General features: G+C 60.7%; 16 protein-coding genes and 4 pseudogenes. 9 read left to right on the top strand and 11 right to left on the bottom strand.

Annotation, left to right across the window (positions count from 1 at the left end; all coding sequences use genetic code 11):
* Positions 1-714 precede the first annotated feature (714 nt).
* Positions 715-1,932 carry a DUF2252 domain-containing protein gene (locus F6X40_RS28445; protein ID WP_187630107.1) on the bottom strand — a complete coding sequence of 406 codons (1,218 nt, stop codon included), beginning with the start codon at positions 1,930-1,932 and terminating at the stop codon, positions 715-717.
* A 326-nt stretch (positions 1,933-2,258) separates the two neighbouring features.
* Positions 2,259-3,218, bottom strand: a complete 960-nt coding sequence (gene ftrA, locus F6X40_RS28440; RefSeq protein WP_187630106.1) for a transcriptional regulator FtrA — start codon at positions 3,216-3,218, stop codon at positions 2,259-2,261.
* A 119-nt stretch (positions 3,219-3,337) separates the two neighbouring features.
* On the opposite strand from ftrA, the gene F6X40_RS28435 reads away from it, so the two are divergent.
* Both F6X40_RS28435 and F6X40_RS28430 read left to right on the top strand, forming a co-directional pair.
* Positions 3,338-3,793: a rhodanese-like domain-containing protein gene (locus tag F6X40_RS28435; protein ID WP_090806430.1), complete on the top strand. Its 456-nt coding sequence runs from the start codon at positions 3,338-3,340 to the stop codon at positions 3,791-3,793.
* Positions 3,794-3,945: 152 nt separating this feature from the next.
* Positions 3,946-6,030 (top strand): putative bifunctional diguanylate cyclase/phosphodiesterase, encoded by a 2,085-nt coding sequence (locus F6X40_RS28430; RefSeq protein ID WP_187630105.1) that lies wholly within the window; start codon positions 3,946-3,948, stop codon positions 6,028-6,030.
* Here the strand turns inward: F6X40_RS28430 and F6X40_RS28425 are convergent.
* Positions 6,023-6,565: pseudogene (locus F6X40_RS28425) on the bottom strand (dihydrodipicolinate synthase family protein); the annotation flags it as partial. The gene F6X40_RS28430 and the pseudogene F6X40_RS28425 sit on opposite strands and share 8 nt — an antisense overlap.
* Before the next feature lie 126 nt (positions 6,566-6,691).
* Here F6X40_RS28425 and F6X40_RS28420 point away from each other — a divergent pair.
* A complete protein-coding gene (locus F6X40_RS28420) occupies positions 6,692-7,984 on the top strand; it encodes an aspartate carbamoyltransferase (RefSeq protein ID WP_184073984.1) in 1,293 nt (430 codons plus the stop codon).
* 19 nt (positions 7,985-8,003) lie between these two features.
* Here the strand turns inward: F6X40_RS28420 and F6X40_RS28415 are convergent, their stop codons facing one another.
* The gene (locus tag F6X40_RS28415) at positions 8,004-8,870 is read right to left on the bottom strand and encodes an alpha/beta hydrolase (protein ID WP_187630104.1); all 867 of its coding nucleotides are present in this window, start codon (positions 8,868-8,870) and stop codon (positions 8,004-8,006) included.
* A gap of 146 nt (positions 8,871-9,016) precedes the next feature.
* The gene (locus tag F6X40_RS28410; RefSeq protein WP_187630103.1) at positions 9,017-9,841 is read right to left on the bottom strand and encodes an NAD(P)H-dependent oxidoreductase; all 825 of its coding nucleotides are present in this window, start codon (positions 9,839-9,841) and stop codon (positions 9,017-9,019) included.
* 70 nt (positions 9,842-9,911) lie between these two features.
* Here F6X40_RS28410 and F6X40_RS42670 point away from each other — a divergent pair, with 70 nt between their 5' ends.
* Together F6X40_RS42670 and F6X40_RS28405 are read left to right on the top strand one after the other, a co-directional pair.
* A complete protein-coding gene (locus F6X40_RS42670; RefSeq protein ID WP_260321389.1) occupies positions 9,912-10,043 on the top strand; it encodes a hypothetical protein in 132 nt (43 codons plus the stop codon).
* Between the two features lie 390 nt (positions 10,044-10,433).
* Positions 10,434-11,461: pseudogene (locus F6X40_RS28405) on the top strand (IS701 family transposase); the annotation flags it as partial.
* A gap of 469 nt (positions 11,462-11,930) precedes the next feature.
* Here the strand turns inward: F6X40_RS28405 and F6X40_RS28400 are convergent.
* Positions 11,931-13,175 carry an HlyD family type I secretion periplasmic adaptor subunit gene (locus F6X40_RS28400; RefSeq protein ID WP_090809617.1) on the bottom strand — a complete coding sequence of 415 codons (1,245 nt, stop codon included), beginning with the start codon at positions 13,173-13,175 and terminating at the stop codon, positions 11,931-11,933.
* The gene (locus tag F6X40_RS28395) at positions 13,172-15,547 is read right to left on the bottom strand and encodes a type I secretion system permease/ATPase (RefSeq protein ID WP_187630102.1); all 2,376 of its coding nucleotides are present in this window, start codon (positions 15,545-15,547) and stop codon (positions 13,172-13,174) included. The genes F6X40_RS28400 and F6X40_RS28395 overlap by 4 nt, the downstream gene beginning before the upstream one ends.
* A 542-nt stretch (positions 15,548-16,089) precedes the next feature.
* Between F6X40_RS28395 and F6X40_RS28390 the strand changes: the two genes are divergently transcribed.
* Positions 16,090-16,800, top strand: coding sequence for a response regulator transcription factor (locus F6X40_RS28390; protein ID WP_187630101.1), 711 nt, complete (start codon positions 16,090-16,092; stop codon positions 16,798-16,800).
* A 126-nt stretch (positions 16,801-16,926) separates the two neighbouring features.
* Here F6X40_RS28390 and F6X40_RS28385 read toward each other — a convergent pair whose 3' ends face one another.
* On the bottom strand, positions 16,927-17,610 hold the full coding sequence (locus F6X40_RS28385) for a response regulator transcription factor (protein WP_187618906.1): 684 nt from the start codon (positions 17,608-17,610) through the stop codon (positions 16,927-16,929).
* A gap of 296 nt (positions 17,611-17,906) precedes the next feature.
* Here F6X40_RS28385 and F6X40_RS43310 point away from each other — a divergent pair.
* Positions 17,907-18,146, top strand: a pseudogene (locus F6X40_RS43310) (IS6 family transposase); the annotation flags it as partial.
* Between the two features lie 144 nt (positions 18,147-18,290).
* Here the strand turns inward: F6X40_RS43310 and F6X40_RS28380 are convergent.
* A complete protein-coding gene (locus tag F6X40_RS28380) occupies positions 18,291-21,659 on the bottom strand; it encodes an ATP-binding protein (protein ID WP_187630100.1) in 3,369 nt (1,122 codons plus the stop codon).
* A 1,484-nt stretch (positions 21,660-23,143) separates the two neighbouring features.
* Entirely contained in the window at positions 23,144-24,388 is a 1,245-nt protein-coding gene (locus tag F6X40_RS28375; protein ID WP_262421573.1) for a M23 family metallopeptidase, read from the bottom strand.
* Positions 24,389-25,025: 637 nt separating this feature from the next.
* Between F6X40_RS28375 and F6X40_RS43610 the strand changes: the two genes are divergently transcribed.
* Positions 25,026-25,307, top strand: a complete 282-nt coding sequence (locus F6X40_RS43610; protein ID WP_409340076.1) for a DUF3597 family protein — start codon at positions 25,026-25,028, stop codon at positions 25,305-25,307.
* Positions 25,308-25,510: 203 nt separating this feature from the next.
* Here F6X40_RS43610 and F6X40_RS28365 read toward each other — a convergent pair.
* Positions 25,511-25,792 (bottom strand): annotated as a pseudogene (locus F6X40_RS28365) (transposase); the annotation flags it as partial.
* Between the two features lie 123 nt (positions 25,793-25,915).
* Between F6X40_RS28365 and F6X40_RS42665 the strand changes: the two are divergent.
* Complete coding sequence (locus tag F6X40_RS42665; protein WP_262421572.1) at positions 25,916-26,041, top strand: hypothetical protein; 126 nt, start codon at positions 25,916-25,918, stop codon at positions 26,039-26,041.
* Positions 26,042-26,536 lie beyond the last annotated feature (495 nt).

Below are 26,536 nucleotides of genomic sequence, written 5' to 3'. Positions count from 1 at the left end.
TGGCGGGAAGTTTGTGTAGATTGAATAGGTGATACGGCAAAGCTGGCACTCTTCCTTTCCGCCGGTTTCATCCTGTTTCCGCTGTCCCATTTGACCTCTTCTGATTTTCCAGAAAACACCCGACGAATTAACCATCTAAAGGTGACTCGGTCAACGACATTAATTTGAGATTAAAACTTTTTGACAAAAATTCACGATGAACTCGGGCATCTCATTTTTAAGCTCATCTTTCGGATGAGTCTCTTTTACATGGTTGCATGGCTGGTTGTTGGCCCGCTCGGGTGGAAAATGCTGGGCATATATGAATGATTGGCGCCGAGTCTCGGGATGCATCGAACGTGGGCATCGCCGCACTATTCACACGATGTCGCCACCGGAACTCTGCCGCCCAACTCGTCGAAATGAGTCGATCTGAAAAGCGACGGAGCCGATCTTCAATGCACCTTCGGTGGTCGACAGGAATCCGACCGTGCGCCGTCGAAAGCTCGGAACGCTCGTTCGGAGTTCGACCGGCCGGGCCCTATCACAGCAATGGCTTATCGGAGAACTCGATGGCTACGAACACTTCAGTGTGGTGATGGTTTCGGTTCCGGAGATCGACTATCTCGATCTGTCGACGAGAGGGCCACGCGTGGCACGACCATTGGATCGCGCCGTGAACGAAGCTTGCACGTTGTCACCCTCTACTTACCGCCGTCTTCAATCCCCCGCCGATCATCCCTGGAAACCGCCAGTCTCGAAGATTCCCCGATCATAAGCTTCGCAATAAGCCTTCCAGTCCGCCGCGACCTGCGCCTCACACTGCGTCGCAAGATCGATCAACGGCAGTTGCCAATCGCGCCGACTGCCAAACGCGATCAGATCGTCCGCGATCGCCGACTTCTGCCGCCCTCCGCTGCGCAGATGCGCCCACGCGCTCAACTCGGCCATGCTGTTGATCACTGCCTCGAGCCGCGGCAGCTTGCCGTCCCAGTCGGCAAGCGCGACGCGATCTTCCGATGGCTGCAAACTCCGCAGCACATAGGAGCGCTGGTTGAATTCCACCGCGTGCAAAAAGGCCTGCGAGACCGCCTGATTGCGCCGCTGCACTTCGACGACACGCTGCGCCTCGGTCTGCCACTTCGGCTGCGTCGCCGTCACGTGCGCACTCACCGATGACGGCAGCGCCTCTTTCAAATCGATCAGGTAGTTGCCATCGGGCGAGCCCTTGCCCTCGACCAGAATCACATAGCGATCGACACCGAGGCTGCCCGTCCCCGCAATGCGGCGCGCGACATCGAGCGTGCGGTAGAACTCGGGATTCGGCTCCGTCACCGCGAACTGCTGCATGAACTGCGCGACCGCGGCACGCCGTTCATCGCTGACGGGCAGCGCTTTCTTGCCGTCGACCTTCAGCATGCGCGTTTTGCCCTTGAGCACCGTGCGACGGTCCAGATGCGCGGCGCGCGTGCGGCTCGCGAGCGCGACGAACAGATCGCGCACCATGCCGGTCGCGGTCTCCGCTTCGATCCAGCGCGACTTGCCGTACGCGAGCGCGGCGCCGTAGGCATCGAGAGCGGTGTGGCACAGCGCGAGCGCTTCAGCGCGGCTCAGCTTCAGGTTGGCCGCGCCGACCAGCACGCTCGTCAACAGACGCACGAGCTCGTACGGAACCGGCGCGAGACAAGCTTCGTCGAAGTCGTTGTTGTCGAAGTAGACGAGGCGATTGTCGCCCTTGTAGCTGCCGAAATTTTCGAGGTGCATGTCGCCGCAGATCCAAACGTGCGGCGCGTCGTCGAGTACGTTCGCGCGCGGCAGACGCGCATAGAACAGATGGCAGGTGCCGCGCAGAAACACGAACGGCGAGCCGCGCATGGCTTTGTATTTCATCGCGAGTCGTTCGGGGTCCCGCCCGGCGTTGAAGTTGGCAATGATCTTTGCGATATCGGACATAGCGGGTTCCGTTGAATGGGCAAGCTCGACGTGAGCTCCATGCCTGCTGCTGTGACCTCGGGGCGTGCCGCGAATTCAATGCGCGTTCAACCCGGATGCAGTGACGTGGCTGTCGTTGCTTGTCGCGGCAGTGGCGATCGGTGGGCTGCTTGCCTACGGGTATCGCCAGTGGGCGCGCTCGACAGGCTCGAACTTCGAGTTCTATGCGTCGTTGTTGGCGTTCAACGCGACCGCGCTCCTGTTGCTGACGAACGCGCTATGTTGGTTCGAATACATGTCCAATGTCATCAATGTGTCGCATCCATTGTGCTTACGACCTGCTGGACTCACCCCTCTCCACCGAACCTGCGCCGATACGCCCCCGGACTCGTCAACGCGATCCGGCGAAAATGCCGCCGCAACGACTCCTCCGACCCGAACCCCGCCAGCTCGGCGACGCGCGCTATCGGCAGCGGCGTCGCGGCTTCGAGCAACTCACGCGCAAGCGCGACGCGCTCCCTGACGAGCCATTCATAAGGCGCCATGCCGGTCGCGTCGCGGAACTGCCGTTGCAGCGTGCGCGGGCTCATCGCCGCGCGCCCGGCGAGCGAGCGCAGCGTATGCGGCTCGGCCGCATGGCTGCGCACCCAGTCCATCAGCTTCGCGATACGTCCGCTTTCGTCGGGCGGCATCGGGCGCGGCACGAACTGCGCCTGGCCACCCTCGCGATGCGGCGGCACCACGAGCCGTTGCGCGACGCGATTCGCGACCGCGCCGCCATGATCGCGCCGCACCAGATGGAGCAGCATGTCGAGCCCGGCCGCCGATCCCGCCGACGTGATCACCTGCCCTTCATCGACATACAGCGCGTCGGGCTGCACACGCAGTTGCGGATAGCGCTGCTGCAACTTGTCCGCGTAGCGCCAGTGAGTCGTCACGCTCTTGCCGTCGAGCACGCCGGCCGCCGCGAGCATGAACACGCCCGAGCAGATCGAGCAGAGCCGCGCGCCACGCTCGTAAGCCGCGCGAAGCTTGCGCAGCAGCGCGGCCGGCGGCACCTCGTCGGCATCGCGCCAACCCGGAATCACGATCGTGTCGGCGCTCGCGAGCAGCTTCAGCGTGTACGGCGCGGCCAGCGTGATGCCGCCCGCCGCGCGGATCGGACCGGGCTCGCTCGCACAGACCGCGAAGCGATACCACGGCACGCCGAGCTCGGGACGCTCGAGCGCGAACAGTTCGGTCACGCAGCCGAATTCGAAGGTGCAAAGCCGGTCGTAGGCCAGCGCGACGACGAGATGATTGTGCATGGCGCAATGTTACCGAAGATTGACGATCACGCCACTTACCGGGCGACCCGCCGCTCGTCACAATCGACCGTGCCTGAAACGCGCGCGCCCCACCACCCGATCAACTCACCCCTGCTGCCATGACTCACGACAACCTCACCACCGTCCCGAACGCCGTCACCGCGATCCCCGCCGCCGACAGCGCCGCCGCGCTAGCGCACTTCCAGGCGTCGCTGCGCTTCGAAACCGATTGCACCGACGTCCACGCCGCGCTCGCGAGCGGCGCGCCCGGCTTCGTGCTGCTCGACGTGCGCAGTCCCGCGCTGTTCGCGCAGGGCCACGTGCCGGGCGCGCTGAATCTGCCGCACGGCAAGATCGTCACGTCGAAGCTCGCGGCTTATGCGCCGGACACGCTGTTCGTCACCTACTGCGCGGGCCCGCACTGCAACGGCGCGGCGCGCGGCGCACTGCGGCTCGCCCAGCTGGGGCGGCCCGTCAAGCTGATGGCGGGCGGCGTCACCGGCTGGCTGGACGAAGGCTTCCCGCTGAGCCGCGAGGACGCCGATCCGCCGTCCGATCCACGCTCGGATGCATAGCGTGACTCGCAATCCGACACGCGTTCCAGCGCGGCATCCGCCGCCGTCCGCGCGCCGGTTTTGCCCCCTGTTCGCAAATCGCAAATAAGTTGAACAAAAGTTCGAAAAGTACCGATAACATGTCCAGCCGGACTCCTCCCGGCGGACCCAATATGCAGAGTTCATATAATTTCTGGCTCGTCGCGATTTCGTTCGCGGTCGCGACCCTCGCGTCGTACACCGCGCTCGATCTGACGGGCCGCATCTTCCTGCTCGGCTCGACGCGCCGGCGGCATGCATGGCGGCTCGGCGGCGCGTTCGCGCTCGGTGTCGGCATCTGGTCGATGCACTTCGTCGCGATGCTCGCGTTCTCGCTGCCTATCCCGCTCGGGTATGACCTGGCGACGACCGCCTGCTCGCTGGCCCTCGCGATCGGCGCTTCGTATCTGGCGCTCTCGCTGACGACCCAGCAGCGCCTGACGCCGGTCCGGCTGCTGACGGGCGGCGTGGCGATGGGGATCGCTATCGCCGGTATGCATTACACCGGGATGGCGGCGCTGCGCATGGCGCCCGCGATCCACTACCAGCCGGCATGGTTCGCGGCCTCGATCGCGATCGCGATCGGTGCGTCGAGCGCCGCGCTGTGGATGGCGCGCGCGCTCAGCAACGAACACGAGCGCCATATCGCGCGCAAACGTCTCGCCGCGGCGCTGGTGATGGGCGTCGCGATCAGCGGCATGCACTACACCGGCATGGCCGCCGCCGACTTCGCGCCGGGCGCGATCTGCGGCGCGGCCAACGACATGAACGCGCGATGGCTCGCCACCTCGCTGATCCTGCTCACGTTCGCGGTGCTGATCGTCACGCTGATGCTGTCGCGCTTCGACGTGCGCACCACCTTCCTGCTCGGCGCGGTGTCGCGGCTGAACGGCCAGATCGTGCGGCTCGCGACGCTCGACGCACTGACGGGCCTGCCGAACCGCGCGACGCTGACCGAGCGGATCGAACGCGCGATCAGCGGCGCGCGTCGCCAGCGTACGTCGTTCGCGGTGCTGTTCATGGATCTCGACGGCTTCAAGACGATCAACGATTCGCTCGGTCACTCGGCTGGCGACGCGGTGCTGTCCGCATTCGCGCAACGCCTGCAGCAATGCGTGCGTTCGAGCGACACCGTCGCGCGGCTCGGCGGCGACGAGTTCGTCGTGCTCACGGAACATCTTACGTGCGGCGACGACGCGGCCGCGCTCGCCGACGGCGTGCTTCACCGGATGCGCCAGGGCACGTGGAGCGACGAACAACCGCTGCAGGTGATGCCGAGCATCGGCATTGCGCTCTATCCGCGCGATGGCGACAGCGTCGAGACGCTGCTCCAGCACGCGGACGCCGCGATGTACGAAGCGAAGCGCGCCGGCCGCGGCACCTACCGCTTCTTCGAGCGCAGCATGAACGAGGCCGCCACGCGCACGCTGCGGATCCAGCAAGTGCTGCACGACGCCTTCGCGAATGATCGTTTCTCGCTGCTGTTCCAGCCGAAGTTTCAGCGCGGCGGCGAGGCGCTCGCGGGCGCCGAGGCGCTGATCCGCCTGCACGATCCGGAGATGGGCGCGCTGATGCCGGCCGAGTTCATCCCGGTCGCCGAGCGCTCCGGACAGATCGTGCAGATCGGCTACTGGGTCGTGCGCGAAACCTGCCGGCGCATTCGCGGCTGGATCGAACAGGGCCTGCCGGCGATGAAGGTGGCGATCAACCTGTCGCCGCGTCAGCTGTTGCAACCGGACCTCGTCGAGACGATCCTCGACATCGTCAGGAGCGAGGACGTCGCGTGCGAGCAGATCATGTTCGAGATCACCGAGACCGTAGCGATGCAGGATGCCGCGCGCACCGTCGAAGTAATCCGCGCGTTTCAGGCGAGCGGCTTCGACATCTCGATCGACGACTTCGGCACCGGCTATTCGAGCCTCGCGTATCTGCAGCGCTTCCAGGTGAAGCAGTTGAAGATCGATCGCTTCTTCATCAACGGTCTCGACGCGAACGGCGCCGCGGGCAGCGCAATCGTGTCGGCGATCATCGCGCTCGCGCACTCGCTCGAAATGGACGTGGTCGCCGAGGGCGTCGAAACCCAATCGCAGCTCGACAAGCTGTGCTCGATGATGTGCGACGAAGTGCAGGGCTACCTGCTCGGCAAGCCGATCAACGCCGACGACTTCGGCGCAATGCTCCGCGGCAGAACGATGGCCGCAAGCGGAGTCTCTATCTGAGCAGCGTCTCCCCCAACGCCGCGAGCCGTTCGGTCAACGCCTCGCTCGCACGCGTCATCGGCAAACGCAATTCGTTGCGCACCCATCCCCTCGCCGCGAGCAGCGCCTTCACCGGCGCGGGATTCGGTTCCGCGAACGCGAGTTGGATCTGCGGCACGAGCGCGTGAAAAATGCGTCGTCCTTCGTCGAGCTTCCCCTGCGTCAACGCGCGATAAAGCGCGACGAAACGCTCGGGCCGCCAATGCGCCGACGCCGCGATCGCCCCGCTTCCACCCGCGCACACCGTCGAGAAGAGCTCGAGGTCGTTGCCCGCGAGCACTTGCAGACGGCCGTCGCGAATCAACGCGAGCGTCGTGTCGAGCGAACCGGCGCAATCCTTGATCGCCTGAATTCGCGGATGCACGGCGAGCGTCAGCAGCGTGTCGAGCTCGAGCCGCACGCCGGTGCGTTGCGGAATATCGTAGAGCACGACTGGATGCACGCTCGCGTCCGCGAGCGCGCTGAAATGCGCGACGATGCCGTCCTGCGAGGGCCGACGAACCAGCTCGCGCGGAGGAAAACGCTTGACTTCTACGCGCCGGAAACTAATATACGCACCGCGTACATCAACGCGTTTTGCTGCCTTACTCCCGCCGACCCCACTTTTGCGACAGGTGCCCTCATGAGCGTTCCGCAACAAGCCTTCCTACGCGATGCGATGCGTCGCCTGAACATGACGCGCGATACGTTCGCTAACCGCATCGGCGTGTCGCGCCGGGCGCTGGATACGTGGCTGCTGCCGGACGACTCGCAGGAATCGCGGGCGATGCCGGAAATCGTCGAGCGTTTCGTGTCGGAGATCGTCGCGAACACGGAGCCGGGCGAAGGATATACGCAAAGCGTAGACTCGCAATCGCTCGCAAGCCAGATTCTGTTCGAAGGCAAGCCGCAGCTGCTGTCGGTCGATCAGTTTTCGCGCGACTCGGTCGAGGCGCTCTTTCGCGTCGCCGACATCATGCAGCCGATCGCCCGGCGCCGCAAAATCTCGCGCGTGCTCGAAGGCGCGGTGCTCGGCAATCTGTTCTTCGAGGCGAGCACGCGTACCCGTGTGAGCTTCGGCGCGGCGTTCTGCCGGCTCGGTGGCTCGGTGTGCGACACGACCGGCTTCACGTTTTCGTCGATGGCGAAGGGAGAATCGATCTACGACACGAGCCGGGTGATGAGCGGCTATGTCGACGCGCTGGTGATCCGCCACCCGGAGCAAGGCTCGGTGGCCGAATTCGCGCGCGCGACCAACGTGCCGGTGATCAACGGCGGCGACGGTCCCGGCGAGCATCCGAGCCAGGCGCTGCTCGATCTCTACACGATCCAGCGCGAGTTCTCGCGGCTCGGCAAGATCGTCGACGGCGCGCACATCGCGCTGGTCGGCGACCTCAAGTACGGACGTACCGTGCATTCGCTCGTGAAGCTGCTGGCGCTCTATCGCGGCATCAAGTTCACGCTGATTTCGCCGCCGATGCTCGAATTGCCGGGCTATATCATCGAGCAGATTTCGCGCAACGCTCACGTGATCGAACAGACGCACGACCTGCGCACTGGCTTGCGCGGCGCCGACGTCGTATACGCGACGCGCATCCAGAAGGAGCGCTTCACCGACGAATCGTTCGAAGGCTACACGCCCGACTTCCAGATCAACCAGGCGCTCGTCGATAGCGTGTGCGGCGCCGAAACACTGATCATGCACCCGCTGCCGCGCGACAGCCGGCCCGGCGCGAACGATTTGAGCACCGACCTCAATCACGATTCGCGGCTCGCGATTTTCCGGCAGACCGACAACGGCATTCCGGTGCGGATGGCGATTTTCGCGGTGCTGCTCGGCGTCGACAAACAGGTCCAGCATTCGATGCGCGATGCCGCGTGGCGCCCGCCGGTCTACCTGGGACCTGACGACGCGGTGTTTCACGGAATCGATTGACGCGGATAGCCGTCCGCCGTCAGGCCGCGGCCGCGGCCGCGGCCCGCGCGTCACGCATTTCGCGCGCCGCCTGCCTGAACGTGCCAGCAAAGAACAGCACCTGATATTTGACCGCGTTCGACCAGTACTTCCACGTATGGCCACCGGGCCGCTCGGCATAATCGTGCGGCACGCCGAGTTCGACGAGCCGCTCGTGCAGCAGCCGGTTCGACTGCACGAGCGAGTCGTTCACGCCGCAATCGATCGTCAGCGCGATATGGTCGCGGCCGAAATCCTCCGCACTCGCGACGATCGCCTTGCTGTTCCAGAAGTCCGCATATTGCATCGGGTCGCCGAACACCCGCTCGATGCCGGGCTCGTCCTCGCTGCCGCGCGGGTCCACCGCACCGCTGATGCTGCCCGCCGCGCCGAACGCGTCGGGCCTGTCGAGCGCGATGCGTAGCGCGCCGAAGCCGCCCATGCTCAAGCCCGTGATAGCGCGCGCCTGCTTCGTCGCGATCGTGCGGAAATGGCTGTCGATATAGGCCACCACTTCCGTACCCACGTAGGTTTCGTAGCGGCTGCGCGGATCGACGGGGCTATCGATGTACCAGCTGTCGCGGCCGCCGTCGGGCATCACGAGGATCACGTGATAGCGGTCGGCGAGCTTGCCGATATGCGAATTCGCGGTCCAGTCCGTGTAATCGCCGCCCGAGCCATGTAGCACGTAGACGACCGGAAAGCGCGCGGCCTGGTTGCCACGCGCGTATCGATCGGGCAGCACGACGGTTGCGTCGAACGTACGATGCATCGCCGCGCTCGGAATCGTGACGACGCGCGACTGGAACGCCCACGCCGGCGATGCGATCAGCATCAGAATGAGCCAGAACGTATGGACTGGATTCATGGTGAGTCGCCCCTTGCGCTTGCTTGCGGCTGCTTACGTTCGTCAGGCATCCGAAGAAGAGCGCCCCGGCATGCCTCGGCCTATGTCCGCGAACGACTGTAGCAATGGCGACTTACAGCCAAATTTCAGCGAAACATACGATCCAGTCAGGCTTCGGTCGCTTCATCGGCTTCAGTTGCCGTCTCTGCGCCCGCATCTTCAACGTGCGCGGCAAACCCCACCCGCCCCGGCGCCAGATCGTCCCGCAATGTGAGCGCCGGAATCTCATACGCGCCGCCGTTCTGCGGCAGGAACGCGATCGGCGCGGCCGTCCACAGCGTGTCGAGCCGTCGCCCGAGCGCCTCGCTGACCTCGGCATACTTCGCCTCGTCGACGCGGCTCGTGCGATAGACGACGAACGGCGGCAATATCTCGAAGCCGGGGTAATACAGCACACCGTGCTGGATCGGGAACAGCACGTCGTCGATCGGACCGTTGATGCCGCGAGCGCTGTAGTGCGACTCCCAGCCGCCCGTCGTGACGATCAGCATCGCGCGCTTGCCCGCGAAACGGCCCTCGCCATAACGCTCGCCCCAGCGCGCATCGGAATGCTCGCCGACGCCATACGCGAGACCGTACGCATAGACACGCTCCACCCAGCCCTTCATGATCGCCGGCATCGAGAACCACCACAGCGGAAACTGCAGGATCACCGCATCGGCCCACTTCAGCTTGTCCTGCTCACGCGCGATGTCCTCGCTCTGCAAGCCGTTCTCGAACGCATGCTTCGATTCGAGCGACGCGAAGAAGCGCTCGCCGCTGTGACGCTCGCTGGTGTCGTGTGCGTCTAGCGACGCTTTCCAGTTCATCGCGTACAGATCGGACACTTGCACCGTATGGCCGGCGCGTTCGAGATGGCGGACAGTGAAGTCCTTCAGCGAACCGTTCAACGATTTCGGTTCGGGATGCGCATAGATGATGAGAACGTTCATGATGGGACCTTCGTGGCTGAAAACAGTCACGATAGGCATCGCCGAGGTATATTGGAAATGAATTCCCAATATGTCAGGTATTGCCGTGGTTAATCTCAGAAGACTCGACCTGAACCTGCTGGTCACGCTCGTGTTTGCCCACAAAAAAAAGAAAAAAGAAAACAATAAAGATGAAAAAACCGTTGCCGACGCGACTCAATAAAGAACGAAAAATGCAAGCAAAACGAAAGATGTAGAGCCTCCGATTTACGGGCACAACCCAGCTAAAGGCGTTATCGGCAGGTGGATGTCAGTGCGGCAACCCGCTCCGAATGCTCGAATTGCGCCTCTCCCGGCATACCCCCCCGCCGACCGAAGGACCAAATCCGATCCACCGTTGCGGGTCGCGCGCCGACTGATCCGGTCGCCACGTCGGCCAAAGCTGACGCTCGCCCGTTTGACGGCGAAGGCTGCAGGTCGCTTCGCTGCCGTTCGCAGGCAGATGTTGGCGAGCGGACACTTCTCGCGTTCAGCAAATGACAGTCCCAAACCCGCCTTAGTCGCCCGCAATTACGCCGACAGACGTCTCTTCCTTTAACACACTGCTGAAGAAAACGGCTACTACTGGATCATTGACGACACCGGCTTTCCAAAGAAGGGACGTCATTCGGTCGGGGTGGCACGTCAGTACCGTGGGCAACTCGGAAAGCAGGACAACTGCCAGGTTGCAGTGAGCCTGTCGATCGCGACGCAACGCGGCAGCCTGCCGATTGCCTGGCAGTTGTATGTCCCCAGGGAATGGATTGACGACCGGGAACGTGCCCGTCGTGCGGGCATTCCCGACGATCTGGCCTTCGAGACCAAGCCTCAGATTGCGCTGGCCCAGCTTCGCGAGGCTATGGCATCCGGCGTTGCACCGGGCATCGTGCTGGCCGATGCTGGGTATGGCGACGAAACCGCTTTCCGGGAAGGCGTAACGGAAAGGGGTTTGTTGTACGCGGTAGGGATCCGGCCGGGCACCTCTGTGTGGGCACCAGGTACGGCGCCGCTTCCGCCCAAGCCCTGGAGCGGGCGCGGCAAGCCACCGACATTGTTGCGCCGTGCGCCTGGCCACGAGCCGATCGCCGTGAAGGAACTGGCCATGCAATTACCCGTAAGCGCCTGGCAATCCGTAACCTGGCGCGAAGGCAGCAACGCAGCACGTTCCTCGCGCTTTGCCGCCGTACGGGTTCGTCCCGCACATCGCGACTATTGGCGAAGCACCGTTCGCGACGAAGAATGGCTGCTTATTGAATGGCCTGATGGCGATCCGGAACCGCTCAAATACTTTCTCACTACCGCCCCCGAGGAGGCGAGACTTGAGCAGCTTGTGTTCGTGACCAAAATGCGCTGGCGCATCGAGCGCGACTATCAGGACCTGAAACAGGAGTTCGGGCTCGGTCATTATGAAGGGCGAGGCTGGCGTGGCTTTCACCACCACGCCACACTGAGTATCGCTGCGTATGGGTTTCTGATGGCTCAGCGACTCCGAATGAAATCAGATGGACGCGATAAAATAACTTCCTTGAACGCGCGCTGCCTGCCCTTCCCCCGGATTACATCCCCCGGGGCAGTCCAGCGCGCTCAACGCCACGTTCCTGATTCCATTACTACGTTGCGCATCCTGCTTGGACTAAGGCTCATGCAACGATGGCTCTCTTCCTGTATGGCAATAGAGCGCTCAACTAATTATCTGACACAGTAAGATTGGGGAATCGTCATAGCGCCGTCGCAGTTATGACCATGGTTGCACCCTTCGCTATGTCATTGATCCGGTCTTGAGCACCGGCAATACGTTGATCTGCGTAGTCGTAGTCATTGGATTCGCCTCTTGCTGGTTCAACCGGCCGCAATCATGCGTACCGTAGCGCCACGATCAACAACGACGCGCGAATCATTCCAAGCGCCGCAGCGTGTCGTGCCGGGTCAGGCGCGCTCCAGCGCAGCGAGCTTCTTCCGACCACGGCATGCAGCCCCGGAAAGACGCGGGCTTCCAACCGGGAATCTTCCGGTTTCCTCCATGCTCACCCGTGCATGGCATTACCAGAAGTCACCAGATCCAACGAGATAATCACCGCTCCCGGAACGCTTCACGAGCCTTGAAAATCGGCTTCAGAATGTAGTCAAGAATGGTTTTCTCACCGGTACGGATGTCGACCGTCGCGATCATCCCGGGCAGAATCGGTAAGCTTTTTCCGCCTGCATGCAACTCACTGGAGTCTGTCAGCACAAGCACGCGGTAATACGTCGCATCGGGCCGGCCCGATGCGGCCTTCTGGTCGTCCTTGAGCGTGTCGGGGCTGATGTGCTGAACCGTGCCTTTCAAGCCTCCATAAATTCCGTAGTCGTAAGCCGTAATCTTCACGGTGGACGGTTGATTAGGATGCAGGAATGCGACGTCCGAAGGCTTGATGCGTGCCTCGACGAGCAATTGATCTTCCAGCGGGACAATTTCCATGATGTGCTCGCCCGGCTGGATGACCCCGCCAATTGTATTGAAGCGTATATTCTTCACCGTGCCGTACACCGGTGCAATCACAGTCGTACGCTGTAGAACATCCGCACGACCCACTACGGTTTCGCTGGTTTGCGCCAGTTCGAGTTCCAGCTTCGTGAGTTCCGAGTTTGCGTCGGCCTGAAATCTGTTGCGACGCTCGACGATCTGTGAGCGCAGCTCGTTTGCCTGCCGGCGCATGCGGAGCAGTTCGACTTCAGAAACAAGACCTTTGGCCGCCAGCGGCTCGGCCAGGCCAATTTCCTTGTTCGACAGCGAGTAGCTCTTTTCCAACGCGGCCACGCTATCGTTCAGTGCACGACGTCGCGCGTTGTAAGCAAGCGTCTCCTGCTTCACGACCGTAGGCACGGCTTTCACGTCGTCAGGAAACGTCAGCGGCTGCTCGTACGCCTCGGCACGCAAACGCGCAATCGTCGCCTTCAGTCCTACTGACTTGGACCACGCTTCGCGATAGCTCGTCTCGGCTCGCGTCGGATCGATCTTTGCCAGCACTTGTCCCTTCTTGACAATGTCGCCTTCACGTACGTCCAGTTGTTCGAGAATGCCGCCCTCAAGACTCTGGATGACCTGTTCGCGGCTCTTCGAAATGATGGTCCCCTCGCCGTGCGTTATCTCCTCCACGCGCGCAAAGTACGCCCAGGTCAGACCGCCGGCCAGGACCGTGAGAATGACGTAAAGCATGATCATTGAGCCCGGCGTCGACTGCGTCAGCAGCGATTCCCGGATGTCGCTCATGAAAGCAGCGTCGCCTTTGGCGAGCTTAGCCTTTTTCTTGCCTCGTTTGAAAATATTGAAGTTCATTGCGATTGCTCCTTGTTCGGTGCGCCTGCCTGCGTATTACCCGCTTGCGCAGCGGGTGCCGGTACCGTCTTTTTGGCGCTCATGATCCTGATCTTCGCGGCAACGGCCTGAGGCGCCACGGGCGTATTTGTTGCGGCCGCGACGCCGGGCGAGGTGCCCGGTCGCGCGCGCTTCGGCGTTCCATCCACCGCTGCCGGTTCGCTCTTGCCTGACAGCATCGCGAGGATCTTGTCCTTCGGACCATCGGCCACGACCTTGCCTTCTTCGACTACGACAATCCGGTCAACCAGGGCCAGCAAGGATGGGCGATGGGTCACCACAACGATCGCCTGCCCCGCAGTTGCACGCGCGAGATGTTCAAGGAAGAGCGCCTCGGTTTGGGCGTCCATTGCGCTCGTCGGCTCATCAAGCAACAGGAGCTCCGGCCGGGCAAGGAGGCTGCGGGCCAGCGACACCAGCTGACGCTGGCCACCGGAGATGCCCGCACCACCTTCTCCGATTGGGAGGTTGATACCCCGTGGGTGGCGGCTAGCGACATGATCAAGCCCTGTCAAACGTATCACGCGTAGAAACTCGTCGGCGCTCGCTTCCGGCCGTCCGATCATCACGTTTTCGCGCAGACTGCCGTGAAAAAGACGCGCGTCCTGGCCCACGTACCCCACAGCTTTGCGCCAGTCGGCGAGGTCAATCTGCTCAACGTCCAGACCGTCCGTGAACATCTGCCCTCCGACCGGCGCGTAAAGACGCGCCATCACACGCAGAAGGGTCGATTTACCGCTCCCAATGCGGCCCAGGATAGCAACCCGCTCGCCGGGCTGGATGCTCAAATTGACGTCCTTCAGAACCGGCGGATTCGGTTGCATCTCCTGTGTGGGATACGAGAAGCAGACGTCCTTCAGGGTGATTTGCCCCGAGAGCGAAGGCTTCGGCAGATACGTGCGCGATGAATCGCGATCGACAGGCATCGCCATCAAGCTGTTCAACGAATGTAGCGCGGCTTTTGCCTGCTGGAAGCGCAAGGCGAGTCCCATCACCTGGCTCAGCGGCGCAGTAATCCGGCCGGCCAGCATCACCGTACCGATCAACGCGCCTTGCGTGAGCTCGCCTGCGTCGATCAGGTAGACGCCGAACACGACCAGCACCACGGTCTGCAACTGCTGCAACAAGGTAATGAAGCTCGTCGCCTTGCTGGAAATCTGACGCGACTTCATCGAAGAAGACGCCGCCATCGCGCTGAAAGACTCCCAGCGCTTTTGCATATGCCCTTCGCCACCCACCGCCTTGAGTGTTTCCAGACCTTCAACCGATTCGATCAGCACGCCCTGCTTGAGCGACGCTTCCTTGAGGTTCTCTTTCATGATCCGCGCGAGCGGCCATTGCACCAACAGACTCACACCGATGATCAACGGGATCATCAGCAACGGCACCCAGCCGAGCGAACCGCCGACCGCGAATACCACGCCTACAAAGACGAGCACGAATGGCAGATCGGAAATTGCAGAGAGCGTGGCAGAGGTTGCGAAGTCGCGCACCGACTCGAACTCGCGCAACTGGTTGGCGAATGACCCTGCCGACGACGGTTTGTGCTCCATGCGGATGGAGAGCGCCTGGCGGAACAAAAGCGTGCCCATGACCAGGTCGGCTTTCTTGCCGGCGACGTCGAGTAAATGGCTACGTACATGGCGCGAGATCGCTTCGAACAGCATCGCAATTCCAACCCCGATCGCGAGCGACCAGAGGGTGACGTAGGCCTGGTTCGGGACCACGCGGTCATACACGTTCATCGTGAAAAAGACGCTGGCAAGGCCGAGCACATTGATCAGCAATGCACCGAGCGCAGCACTCGCGTAGTAGCGTCGATAACGCCATAGCGTGCCCAGCAACCAGTGGCCGGCCGGTTCGACGCTATCCCCTTCGCGCAGCTCGACTTTGGCCGTCGGCTTGACCAGAATGGCGTAGCCCGAATAGATTTCGTCCATTTCCTCTTGGGTGTACTCCACGGGCTCGGGACCAATTTCCGGCACCATCACCTGATATAGAACGCGGCTTTTGGCTTCCTTGTCCGGATTCGCACGCCGACCCAGCAGCACGCAGCCACCCGTGCGGCGATGCAGCAAGATGACCGGCAGCACGTGCTCCGGCAGCAGTTGCAGACGACGCTCCACCAAGCCCGCCGTGAGGCCCGCGTTTGACAGGGAGTCGAGCGCCAGTGATGGCGAAAGCATGCCGCTCTTCGGCAGCCCCGCGGTGAGCGCCTGCGCCGTCTTGCCGCAACCGTAGCGCTCGCAGATCCACATCACGGAACCGAGGAGGCCGTCCTCGTTGGTGAGGGGCGCGGCAGCCTGTACGTCAGGAAAATCGTTTCGAGTCATGATCGTAACCGGTTAGATTGAAGTATGTGGTGCGACACCTGAACCGCAATCCAGACTCAGAAAACAATGAAGCAATGCTCGTCGTTTAAAGGATCGATTCGGCTAATTCGGGTGACCTGATGAACGAAACATGAGATTTCGTACTGGCTCCAATTGTCCGGATATCGGTGACCCCGCGAAATCAGACAGCCGCGACAACATAGTGAGACTGGTACGAATTTTTAGTTCGCAGTCTTTCACAAGCACTGATTTCCGCGCGCGATTGTCTGACCAGATAGGGCCGCCAGTATCAACGGTGGCCAACCCACTATTCGCCTGTTAATCTTGTATCGTTACTAGTAACATGAAGTTAAAGTCCGACGTTTGTCGATTTAAATTCGTCTCAGTGCGGTGAAACATGAAATGGCACCGATTTAAGGTTAGAAACCTGACAGACAGGCTGACCAGCCCCAGGAAAACGGTCCCGCTTTCTCATAGTCGAATTGCTTATGCGGGCGCGTTGTAATGCAAGGCATTGTGCCCGGAGATAAAGGACGCCCCAAATGGAGAATGCCGCCATCCAGGTCATGTTTGCCGACGATCACCCTGCGATCGTTGCCGGACTGATTTACATGCTTGAAGAACACCGTACCATCAAGACAGTGGGCACCTGCACAAACTCGACCGAGCTGATCGCGGAACTCGGCACGCAGCCATGCGATGTACTGGTGTGCGATTACTCCATGCCGGGCGGCAATTACGGTGACGGCATTACGCTGTTTTCATTTTTGCGGCGCCGATACCCGGCCATGCGCATTGTCGTGCTGACGATGATCGACAACCCAGGTATCATCCGCTCGCTGCTCAAGCTCGGCATTCAGTGCATTCTGAGCAAGGCCGACCCGACGGAACATCTGGTCGCCGCGATTCACTGCGCATATGCGGACGCACGTTATTTCTCTCCAACCATTTCAAAGATTGTCTGGCAACTCAACGTGGATACGCCTGCCTCCGGCAGTCGAGCGCTTACTGCACGCGAATCCGAAGTGGTCCGACTCTTCGTGTCGGGACGGTCGGTCAACGAAATCGCAGCGCAACTCAAGCGCAGTAAACAAACCATCAGTTCGCAGAAAGCCAGCGCAATGCGCAAGCTAGGCGTGGGAAACGACATCGAGCTGATCAAGTGTTCGATTGACACGGCGCCTACCCTCGTACCGGAAGATGGTGACCATGATGCGTCCGATCCGACGCAGCCACGCGACGGCAAACCCTGACGACGAGATGAGAGCGGCGACGAGGGCCTTTAAGTGCATACGCGACCGAGGGTAGCATCGCAACAAAAAACACTAAAAGCGCAAAAGCGATGAGTTTGGACGCGTGTGATGCGAAGACTGAGCCGATCAGATCTCCGGCTGCGACCCATCGGTCGCCACACCGAGCCCAGCTTCGTATGCAAAGTGAAACAGGTCGGCGTCCCGTTCAATCCCGAGCTTTCGCATCGCGCGGGTCTTTTGGGCACTGATTGTCTGCTTAGTGCGATGTAGTCGGTCGGCGATTTCATTCACAGACATACCTGACACGAACAGCCGGATGACTTCCGTTTCGCGCGTGCTCAGCGTTTGGGTGCGTTCGTTCCGACCAGGAGAGGAATCCGGAATAGCGTCTTTCAGGCTTCGCGAGGTAGAAAGAAAGTAGGTGGCGCCCGCATAGACAGCGTGAATCGCGGAGATCAAATGGCTCGTGTCATGAGCTTTACTTAACACCGAATGCACGCCACGCTTTGACATTTCACGCGTAATGGCAGGGTTTTCGATAGTCGTGAAGACTACGATCTTGAGCGCCGGGTAGGTTCGTCGCAAGAATGCCAGCAACGTCAAGCCGTCCCCGTACTCTCCACCGGGCATCGCGTAATCGGTAATGAGGACATCGCAAGGGGCGCTGTTCAGCACCTTGATGAGCTCGCCGGAGTCTCCTGCCGTGCCTGTAATTTCCAGCGTAGGTACAGCGGAAAGTTCGTGCTTGATACCGGAAAGGAGTGCCGGATGATCGTCGGCCAGCACGACACGGATTTTCATTTTGCTCATGCAAAGCTCCGCGGAAATGGGATGAACCGGGCCGCGACGGCAAGCTCAATGTACCCGAATCTGACTTATCCGAGAATACCCTCTGGAAAACTGGAAAGCAAAATAAGTGGGGCAAATTCGACTGACTGGACAATTTATGGCTTTCCCTCGTATGTGTCGGATTTCCGAGGGCTGGCCACCAGGAACCGAGAGCCGGGCCATTGTCGACGTTGTCAGGTAGCCGAGGTCGTCGCGAAGAGGGTCAGATGAAGAAATAAAAATCGCCGCTTCACGGTCACCGTTGGTCCGCTGGCGTCATCAGCACGCCGTGCGTTGGTATTTTCTCTTTCAGTTGAGCTTGCCGTCATCGAGGAGTTGCTCTTCGAGCGCAGCGTGGTCGTGACTTACGAGACGATCCGAGGCTGGCGCGACAGATTCCGTGCAGGCTTTGATGCCGCTTGAAAGCGGCCCGACGCGAGACAGATAGCACCCGGCATCTCGATGCGATGTATTTGACGCTGCGCACCGAGCCTTCCCTGCTTGACGAACATGACGCCGGGCCCCGAACAGTCATCAACCCACGCGTAAACGTGGGCGCCGCATGCGAGGCTTACTTGACAAACCGCCTCAGCATGCGCTGGCACTGGATCGTCACGTTGATAACCCATCCTGCGGACGTCCTTTCACCAGAATCAGATTTCTCAACCGACCTCAGGACACTCAGATTCTGATACCTCCGCAAGAACTTCACGCAGCGTTTTCGTGTCGGTCAGAACATCGGTGCGCAAACGGGCGCCAAGAGTCTCAATCATTTTCTGCGCCGCGTGAACACCATCCTTCGATATCGTTATTTCCAGCCGGGCGCATTGATCTGCCAGGGCGTCATGCCCAAACACCGCTAACGCGCCTCGCAGCGAATGCAACTCAGCCAGCAACCGGGTTGCATCCCCGTCATTGTGTGCCGCACGGATCACCGTCAACGATGCCTCACACGACTTCCGGAACGTTTCACGCGTCTGTTCCGGGACGGCTCGCCCCCCCAGCATGCCGTCGCGCCTGGGCTCGCTTCCATCCGCTTCTATCACCACGCGTGGCACGCCAGTCACTTCCGACAGAACCGCCGACAACTCATCCAGTTGTAGCGGCTTGGTCACCACGCGTGCCATGCCGGTCGCCTCGCACCACGTTCGCACCTCCAGCGTTGCGCTCGCCGTGGCCGCCACAATCGGCATCTCCGGCCAGTGCACCTGTGCTTCGCGTGCCAGCGCGTAGCCGTCCAGTACCGGCATCGACAGATCCGTCAGCAGCACATCAAAGCGTTCCCGCGATAGCCAGTCCAGTGCGTGCCGCCCATCTTCTGCCGCCCGCGTCTCGCAGCCCAGCATCCTCAACTGCTCCTCGAACAGTTGACGGTTCACCGCGTTGTCCTCCGCGATCAGCACTTTCAACCGGCGCGACGACAGCACCTGCTGCGTCTCATCGCACGCCTGGAGCGCCTCGCCTTGCAAGGTGTACCGCAACGCCGCCACAAGCCCCTTCAGGCTGTAGCTCGAGACCCTGACTACCGGCTCTACCGCTACCGGATATGCCGGACCTTCCGTACTACTGTCGATCACCCACGACGACTCCGCTAACAAACCGCTTTCATCATCCGCGTGCCAGGTGTCACGCTCGCCGCAGAGGATCAGCGCGTCCGCCTCGTTCAACATCGCCGGGTGAAGTTGCGCCGGATGCCGGTATGCCTGCACCTGCAGCCCCCACGCCTCCAGCGCTGCCACTGCATACGTGTGCCAGGCGTCCGCCGCAGCCACGAACAGTATCCGCTCTCCCGCGAAACGCGGCATGTCCGACTCGCCTTCGCTCTCGCCCAGCGGCACCCGCGCCGTAAAGCAGCTGCCCTGACCTGGCTCGCTGCGCACGGCGATCGTACCGCCCATCGCATCGATCAGCCGCGCGCACAACGCGAGGCCAAGGCCCGTGCCGCCAAAGCGACGGTTGATCGTTGCATCCGTCTGGCTGAACGCCTGGAACAGAAGCGCCTGCTGTTCCGACGACATCCCGATCCCGCTGTCTTCCACCTCGATCGTCAACATCGCGTCCTGATCGTCCACGCCCGCCTCCACCGACAACCGCAGCGTCACCTCCCCATACGCCGTAAACTTGATGGCATTCGCCAGCAGGTTGTTCATCACCTGGCCAAGCCGAGTCGGATCACCCTGCATCGGCAGCACCGGCGACGTTCCGAACACGCCCGACAGCCTCACGCCCTTTGCGCGCGCCAGCGGTCCGAACATCAACAGCGCCCGAGACGCCACCTCCTGCGCGTCGAATGCGATCCGCTCCAGTCTCATCTCGCCGGCCTCGCTCCTCGAGAAGTCCAGCACATCACTGACGACCTCAAGCAGTCCGTCCGCCGAGGTCCGGATCGTCGTCAGACGGTCGCGCTGCAACGCATCCAGTTGCGAGCGCGACAGCAGTTCCAGATTTCCCATGATTGCATTCAGCGGCGTGCGGATCTCATGGCTCATCGCCGCAAGGAACGCCGATTTCGCCGCGTTGGCGGAGTCGGCCGCCTGCTTCGCGTCACGTAGCTGCCGCTCCAGACGCTTTCCCGCCGTGATGTCCGTGAACGCCGTCACAAGCACGTCCTGTCCCTGGTAGCGCGCCGGCACAACGCTCACCGAGAGGTCCATCGCCCCGCCCTCGCGCGTAGGGAGCGTCAGTTCCTCGTGCAGCATGCCGTTCGCCCCCCTTGCCCCGCCGCGCTCCCGGTGACGTCGAACCAATTCCGCCGACAGCGTCTCGGTCGGCACGACTACCCGCGCGGCAGCGTCAATCATCGTCGGGCTGCGCAATAGCGCCTTTCCGCTCTCCACTGCGATCAGTCCCAGCCCCACTGGCGCCGTTTCGACCAGCATGCGGCTCAGGTGCTCACTCTCGAACACCCGTCGCGATCGCTCAATTGCCGGCCGGAAAACGCGTTGCTTGAGATAGATCAGAAACCCCCATACGACGGCAAGCGTCGCAAGCGTAAGCACAGCACCGATACCGATCTGTTTGCCGATGCCCGCAACAACGTCGCGCCACGTAAATACATAGACAAGCACCCAGCCCGTATCGCCAAGACGATCCGCAATCGTGAATACACCGTCCCGCCAGGTTTCGCGTTGCATGCTGCCGGTCGCTCCCGCGACACCTAACGCCCGAACGCGATCAATCAATGCAGGGGCCTGCTCATTCCAGGCTGTGCTCGCTACTATTTCTCCTTTCTCTGACACGACCATATACGTTCCATCGAACCCGCCAACGGTCAGAGGTGCTGTCAAGATCTCCGGGTCGTATTCCGTCACGAGGATCGCAAACGGTGATCCGTCTGAGAACACCGGCGCGGCGATGCGAATCGCCATTTTTCCCGTCAAGGGACTGATAGCAGGCAGCATCCAGGATACGGGCCGACGATTATCGGGTTGCTCGCCCGCATGGATGCCGGCCAGACCATCCAGCCCATCCCCCAGATCCGCAATCAAATGCGCACGGCCGGCAGACGTCCCGACCATCGCTGCCTGGTGGGGCAAGGGCGCAGACAGAATTCCGGCAATATTGTGCTGCGCACCATAGAAATAGCGGCTCGCCTGCTGGCCCCGCACCAATGAATTTACTGCGCTGACACGACCGAGTTGTGCAGTGAGACCAAGATAGCGACGGCGTTCATCGTGGGTCAGGGATTTACCTGGCACGTCGAACAACAACGGCGGTTGTGCCGTGGACGTGGGCAATGGCACGAATGCGTACCCCTGACTGCGAAATCGCGTGATTAGCTCAAGATCGACCTGATCCGCGTCCTGCCACGCCAGCTCCGCGCTGACTAGCGCGGAGCGGAACAATGCTTCGCTCGAGTTGACTTCGCTCATGACGAGGTTGCGATCGACGAGGAAGTTCTGCCGCTCAGCTGCAACCTGCCCGCGTACCGCCGACAACGCCGCGAGCGTGAAAGCGAAAAGCATCATGATCGTGGTCACCAATCCACCACCGAACACCAGCAGCTTCTTGTAGCGCTGCAACTGGTTCAAGGCATCATTCTGTGGAGCGGAGGACATGGCGGCACCGGTTCGTTCTGGAGACTGTCGATGCACCTTTGACAATCACACTGACGTAGCGCACCGGACCAAAACGATTATCGCGGCGCGAGAGCGGATCCGATCAGCCGCCCCCACAAATCAGACCCATGCGATGCGAAAGCAAATAATAATCAGACCCGTCAACGTGCCGGCGTGCGCACTGAGTGTGAGTCAAGGCTTCGCGAGTAGGTTCGGACGAGTCAGTACTCGCGAACATTTTTGCCAACCGTGGTTCTTCACCCCTGCCTCACTCATCTCTGTGCAGACTGTATTGAGCGCAATGAAGATCCCGCATCGTGCTCGCTGACGATCATCCCGCGGTGCTTTTTCGGCATTAAGCAATAACCGGCTGTAGTCCTCCCACTAGACGTTTTAGGCACGGCGAAGGACTCAGGCGAACCAGGCAAGTCGCTAGACGCTTCCTCTTGCGACATCCTCGTCACGGAATACGCGATGCCATGGGGATAGTACGGTGACGGCTTGAGGTTTTTAGCCTTCCTGCTGCGAAAGTATCCTGCACTCAGCTCAGAATCGTGGTCTTTATGACATTCGAAAATGCCGCCTCACCCATGCAGGTATCTTCACGTTGCTGGCATGTTGACGGGATCGCGGCGAGAAGCAACACGACACACCTGCCACAGACGTCATTTCTTATGCCGGCTACCGATTTCCGTCCGACGTGATTGGCTAGGCGGTGTGGCGATACTTGCGCATAGCCAGAGAATCGCTGGCTGGGCGCGGCATTGAGCTCACGTACGAAACGGTGCGACGCTGATCGGTGAAGTTCGGGCTTGCCATTGCTCGACGCATCCGTTCCACCGCGTTGGACCGGGCCAACAGGTGGCACTTCAACGATGTGGTGATCACGATCGACGGCAAGCAGTACCCGCCGTAGCGTGCTATGGACCAGCCTGGCGCGGTACCGGATGTACTCACACAAAGCCGGCGCGAGTGGCATTCGGCGACGCACATCATGCGTGATCTGCTTAGGAAGCACCGCCGCGCTCCGCGTGTTCTGATCACCAATGACGTGGAACCCCGACAGCACAAAGAATTGCACAACCGGGCGGAGAACTGGCACCAGCCGACGCGAGTGCGCGAAAAAGTGTTGCACGCTCCAAATCAGCGCGCTATCTGACGCGATTCGCGTCGGCTCATGCTCAGGTGAGCAATCGGTTCAAACGCTGCCGGTACAGCGCGAACGCGCAACAGAAGCGGCAGACACGCAAGGAGGCCTACGAGGCGTAAGAAGCTGCAACCGGAAATCCGATTCCGGATCGCCTTGCCAACCAGGTGAGCCAAACTTATGTCATGCGATTTCGCATGCACGTCATTCGGCAAGTTGACATGCCAGTCACGGAAAATATCGACTGAAGCACGCGAGACTCACCGAGCGCGAAGCGACCCACTCATCCAGAGAAGCATAGTGTCGTAACTCAGACCAACGAGTCTTTAGGATTCTCTGCGTGGTTCAGCGTGCGTCCGGCGTTCGATGCTGTCCTGACCGTCGGGGCGTCGACCGCTAACGCCGCCAGTTGCTCACGCATGGCGCCCGTCATACCGTCGAACGCGATGCGCTGACTGGCCGTAAGCGGCGAAGCGCCAGTTCGGCTCGTCAATGCGAGTGGATCGGTAGGGTGATTGTTCCGCCGCACCTCGAAATGCAGGTGAGGTCCCGTGGACCTGCCGGTGCTGCCTACTGCGCCGAGTCGTTGTCCTTCAGTCACGGACGCGCCAACGCGCAAATCGCGGGCGAAGCTAGACAGATGTGCGTAATACGTCGTATAGCCTTGCGGATGATTGAGCACAACGTACTGCCCATATCCGCTTTCGTTGCCTACGAACTTCACGGTTCCCGAAGCAGCCGCCACTACGGGCGTCCCCTTCGGCGCGCTAAAGTCCACGCCGGTGTGAAAATGCTGCTTGCCGCCGACCGGATGGACACGATTGCCGAAAGTCGAACTGACCCTAACGTAATCGAGCGGCATCGAAAAGGGTTCAGCGGCAAGCCGCCGTCCGTCGAATGAATAATAGTCCCCGTTGGCGTGCCCCGGTGCGACAAACCACACGGCCTGGTAGACCTTAGCGCCTGAGCGGAGTTCGACGGCCGTCACGCGCCTGCGCTGTGGCGCCGCGGCATCGCGCCCGTGGAAAACGCGATAGGTGTCGCCCTTCTGCGCGGGCGCCGCAACGTCGAGCCGAGAGGCAAAAATACGTGCAATCTGTTCCCGTATCTCGACCGGCACGTCGGCCCGCACCAGAGTATCGCGCAAGTTGCCTTCGATCCGCCCAGCGTATGACCCGATTTCGGCCTCCGGCACGACAAACGGCACAGCCCCAGATAGCGGACTATTTTGAGCGTCGCCAACGAACCCGCTGAACTTGCCGGCAATATCGGCCGAACCTTCGGACATCTGCCGAGGTCGCTCGACGGGTTGCGCAGCCGGCACGGTCACCCCAAGGCCGGACCAGATCGCGCTGGATGCCTTCACGCGATTGAATATTTCTGGTGCTGCAGTCGAAACTGATAGGCCGAGAATCGCGACCATGCCACACAGCACTCCTGCACCCGCGATGGAACTCGCTGGAGATTTACATCTGGAACGCACAGAATTGCCCACTTCGATGGCAATGGCTTGCGCCTTGGGGAAGGTGTTACCTAGAAAGTGGAACGACATCATGTCAAAACCTCGCAGTCAAAATAGAGGGCTGCAGGCGTAAATGACAGTGCTTGAAACGCGCGGCAGCGGGCGGAAATGGGATAGAGCGAAAATCCAACAGTCTGGGTACCCTTCCGCGCTACACAATCCGGTCAGAAACCGTTGGAAAGGGTCCCTTCGCTATCTACATGCGAGTCCTAAAAGGGTTGATGCGATAGAGATAGAGTAAGGCGGCGCCCCATTTCGCCCTATGTGACCAATCCGAAAGAACTCTGTCCCCGTAAGTATCGACCTGCGGCAGCGAGTCGCATCGCCGCCGCGCACGGCACAATCACGAAGCTCGACGACCTCAGACGAGCGCCAGAGGTTCATGGAGATTCGACTCTTTGCCCGCCCAATTTGCTTTGACCGGAGGCATGCAATTTCGGACTTGTAAAGCGGCGCACCTTACACCTCCTCGCTTTTATCGGTTGTTCTTCACGGGATCGCCGGCGCAAGCTAGTGCATCCAACTTGCTGGGCTGATCCCCGCGCGATTCATGACGCCGACGGGTTTGCCAACAGGCCAATTTCGACTCATGGGAAAAAATTGGGCATCTTCGGTGACATCGTGAACAAGCTGTTCCACGAGGCAAATCCCGACGCGAGGACGCCGACAGTTGAGCCTGCTCCTGATCCGGCACAGAAGCGTTGAATATCGCAAACAGCTGACGCAGGATCTGAAGTATTCCGGACACTTGAATGACTCGGCGAGCGTGAACATCTGGCTGCATAGCGAGGGTGACGGCGACGCTGGCCGCAAAGGGTGGCAAGTTTCCGCCCGATCTGGGCGGTTAAGCCACGCGTTGACAGAAAGTCCAATACGGGCCTCTTCTAATTCGCCAGAGCCCCAAAATTCATACGTGTCATATTGGCTGAATGCCGTGAATCGTGAAAACTGATTCGGACAGGCGCACGGGCATGCACGGATCACATCTGCCATTCCTCGCGGCTAACTCGGCGATGGCGCTTGCATTGACAGACCGCGACGAATACAGCTCATCGGCATAGACATGCCAAAGACGACCGCTCTCGCTTTTTGCGATGACAAGTTCTACCGTTAGAAGCTGTTTCGAAATTAGTTAAACATCGCCTTGAGACACGCTCAACACATCAAAGCGCAAGCGAGAGAAAGGAAATCTTCATGGATATGGGCGTATCGTTCGTAGCGAATCTTCAGGCGTCAAAACGAGCGAAGCCACGCAATCGATCGTTCGACTGGCCAATGCGTTTCTCCGAGACCGCTGCCGTGTGGCGAACCGATTTTTGCGAGCGCCGGCATGACGCCATGTTTTTACAGGCGCTGTCGATGATTCTCAGAACTGTAGCCCCGGTCGCGCTGAACAATTTTCGGTCTATGCAGTGGACCTCCCCACTTGCCACCAATGCGCGCATGGGATCTATTGGAACGAAGAAACGGGTTTGCACAGCAACCGTGTGAACGGTACTAGTTTTGCCCCGCAAGGCGAGACGCTGGTGCGTGCGGCCGAAAAGCCCTTCAAGGTACAACATGATTGCGGCGATCTCCAACCGCGGCGAGTTGAACTTCATGATCTTCGAAGGAATGCTCACGAATGCCACCTTCATCGAACTCACGAAGCGGTTTCTCAAACAGCTCACGCGCAAGATCTACTAGATGGTCGACGGCCATCCGGGCCGCATCGGTCTGCTGGTATCAAGATGTTTGCCGCCGACCAAGCAACGCGTCTGCGGTTGATCCGGCTGGCGAGCTATTTTCAGGAGCCTAATCCCAGACGAGACGCCCAACCAGGGACGTCAAGACTAACGCGCTCGGCAAGATCTAACCGACCATCAAGACGGGAATGAGCCGGAATCTGCGGTTGCATCTGCACCGTCCGCAAAAGGAACTCCCGTGATTCGCAACCCTACTGCAGCAAAAGCATGTCGATATAGCACCCGATCGACTACGAACTAGTTAATGATTTCATCAGTGCCTTTGTAATTTTTATTATTAATTTACCAATACTTATCACGAAAATGCGCGGCGGTTTCAAGAGTGAAGCGCAACGGCGGGATTAATGTTTAGAGCTTTGAGGTTGACTTGCTGATGCGAGGGTCGCGGCGAAGACCTCGAATGGTGAATGGAAGTTGTGAGTTGCACGAGGCCGGC

This window comes from Paraburkholderia sp. UCT31 (assembly GCF_014397655.1).
Lineage (GTDB): Bacteria > Pseudomonadota > Gammaproteobacteria > Burkholderiales > Burkholderiaceae > Paraburkholderia > Paraburkholderia tuberum.
Note: the sequence above shows the minus strand (reverse complement) of the source record. Positions and strands in the feature narration are given on the sequence as shown.

Coding starts and splice junctions, on each gene's coding strand:
- F6X40_RS28445 (WP_187630107.1), bottom strand. CDS start 1,932: ATGTCCGATATCGCAAAGATCATTGCCAACTTCAACGCCGGGCGGGAC.
- ftrA (WP_187630106.1), bottom strand. CDS start 3,218: ATGCACAATCATCTCGTCGTCGCGCTGGCCTACGACCGGCTTTGCACC.
- F6X40_RS28435 (WP_090806430.1), top strand. CDS start 3,338: ATGACTCACGACAACCTCACCACCGTCCCGAACGCCGTCACCGCGATC.
- F6X40_RS28430 (WP_187630105.1), top strand. CDS start 3,946: ATGCAGAGTTCATATAATTTCTGGCTCGTCGCGATTTCGTTCGCGGTC.
- F6X40_RS28420 (WP_184073984.1), top strand. CDS start 6,692: ATGAGCGTTCCGCAACAAGCCTTCCTACGCGATGCGATGCGTCGCCTG.
- F6X40_RS28415 (WP_187630104.1), bottom strand. CDS start 8,870: ATGAATCCAGTCCATACGTTCTGGCTCATTCTGATGCTGATCGCATCG.
- F6X40_RS28410 (WP_187630103.1), bottom strand. CDS start 9,841: ATGAACGTTCTCATCATCTATGCGCATCCCGAACCGAAATCGTTGAAC.
- F6X40_RS42670 (WP_260321389.1), top strand. CDS start 9,912: ATGTCAGGTATTGCCGTGGTTAATCTCAGAAGACTCGACCTGAACCTG.
- F6X40_RS28400 (WP_090809617.1), bottom strand. CDS start 13,175: ATGAACTTCAATATTTTCAAACGAGGCAAGAAAAAGGCTAAGCTCGCC.
- F6X40_RS28395 (WP_187630102.1), bottom strand. CDS start 15,547: ATGACTCGAAACGATTTTCCTGACGTACAGGCTGCCGCGCCCCTCACC.
- F6X40_RS28390 (WP_187630101.1), top strand. CDS start 16,090: ATGGAGAATGCCGCCATCCAGGTCATGTTTGCCGACGATCACCCTGCG.
- F6X40_RS28385 (WP_187618906.1), bottom strand. CDS start 17,610: ATGAGCAAAATGAAAATCCGTGTCGTGCTGGCCGACGATCATCCGGCA.
- F6X40_RS28375 (WP_262421573.1), bottom strand. CDS start 24,388: ATGATGTCGTTCCACTTTCTAGGTAACACCTTCCCCAAGGCGCAAGCC.
- F6X40_RS42665 (WP_262421572.1), top strand. CDS start 25,916: ATGATTGCGGCGATCTCCAACCGCGGCGAGTTGAACTTCATGATCTTC.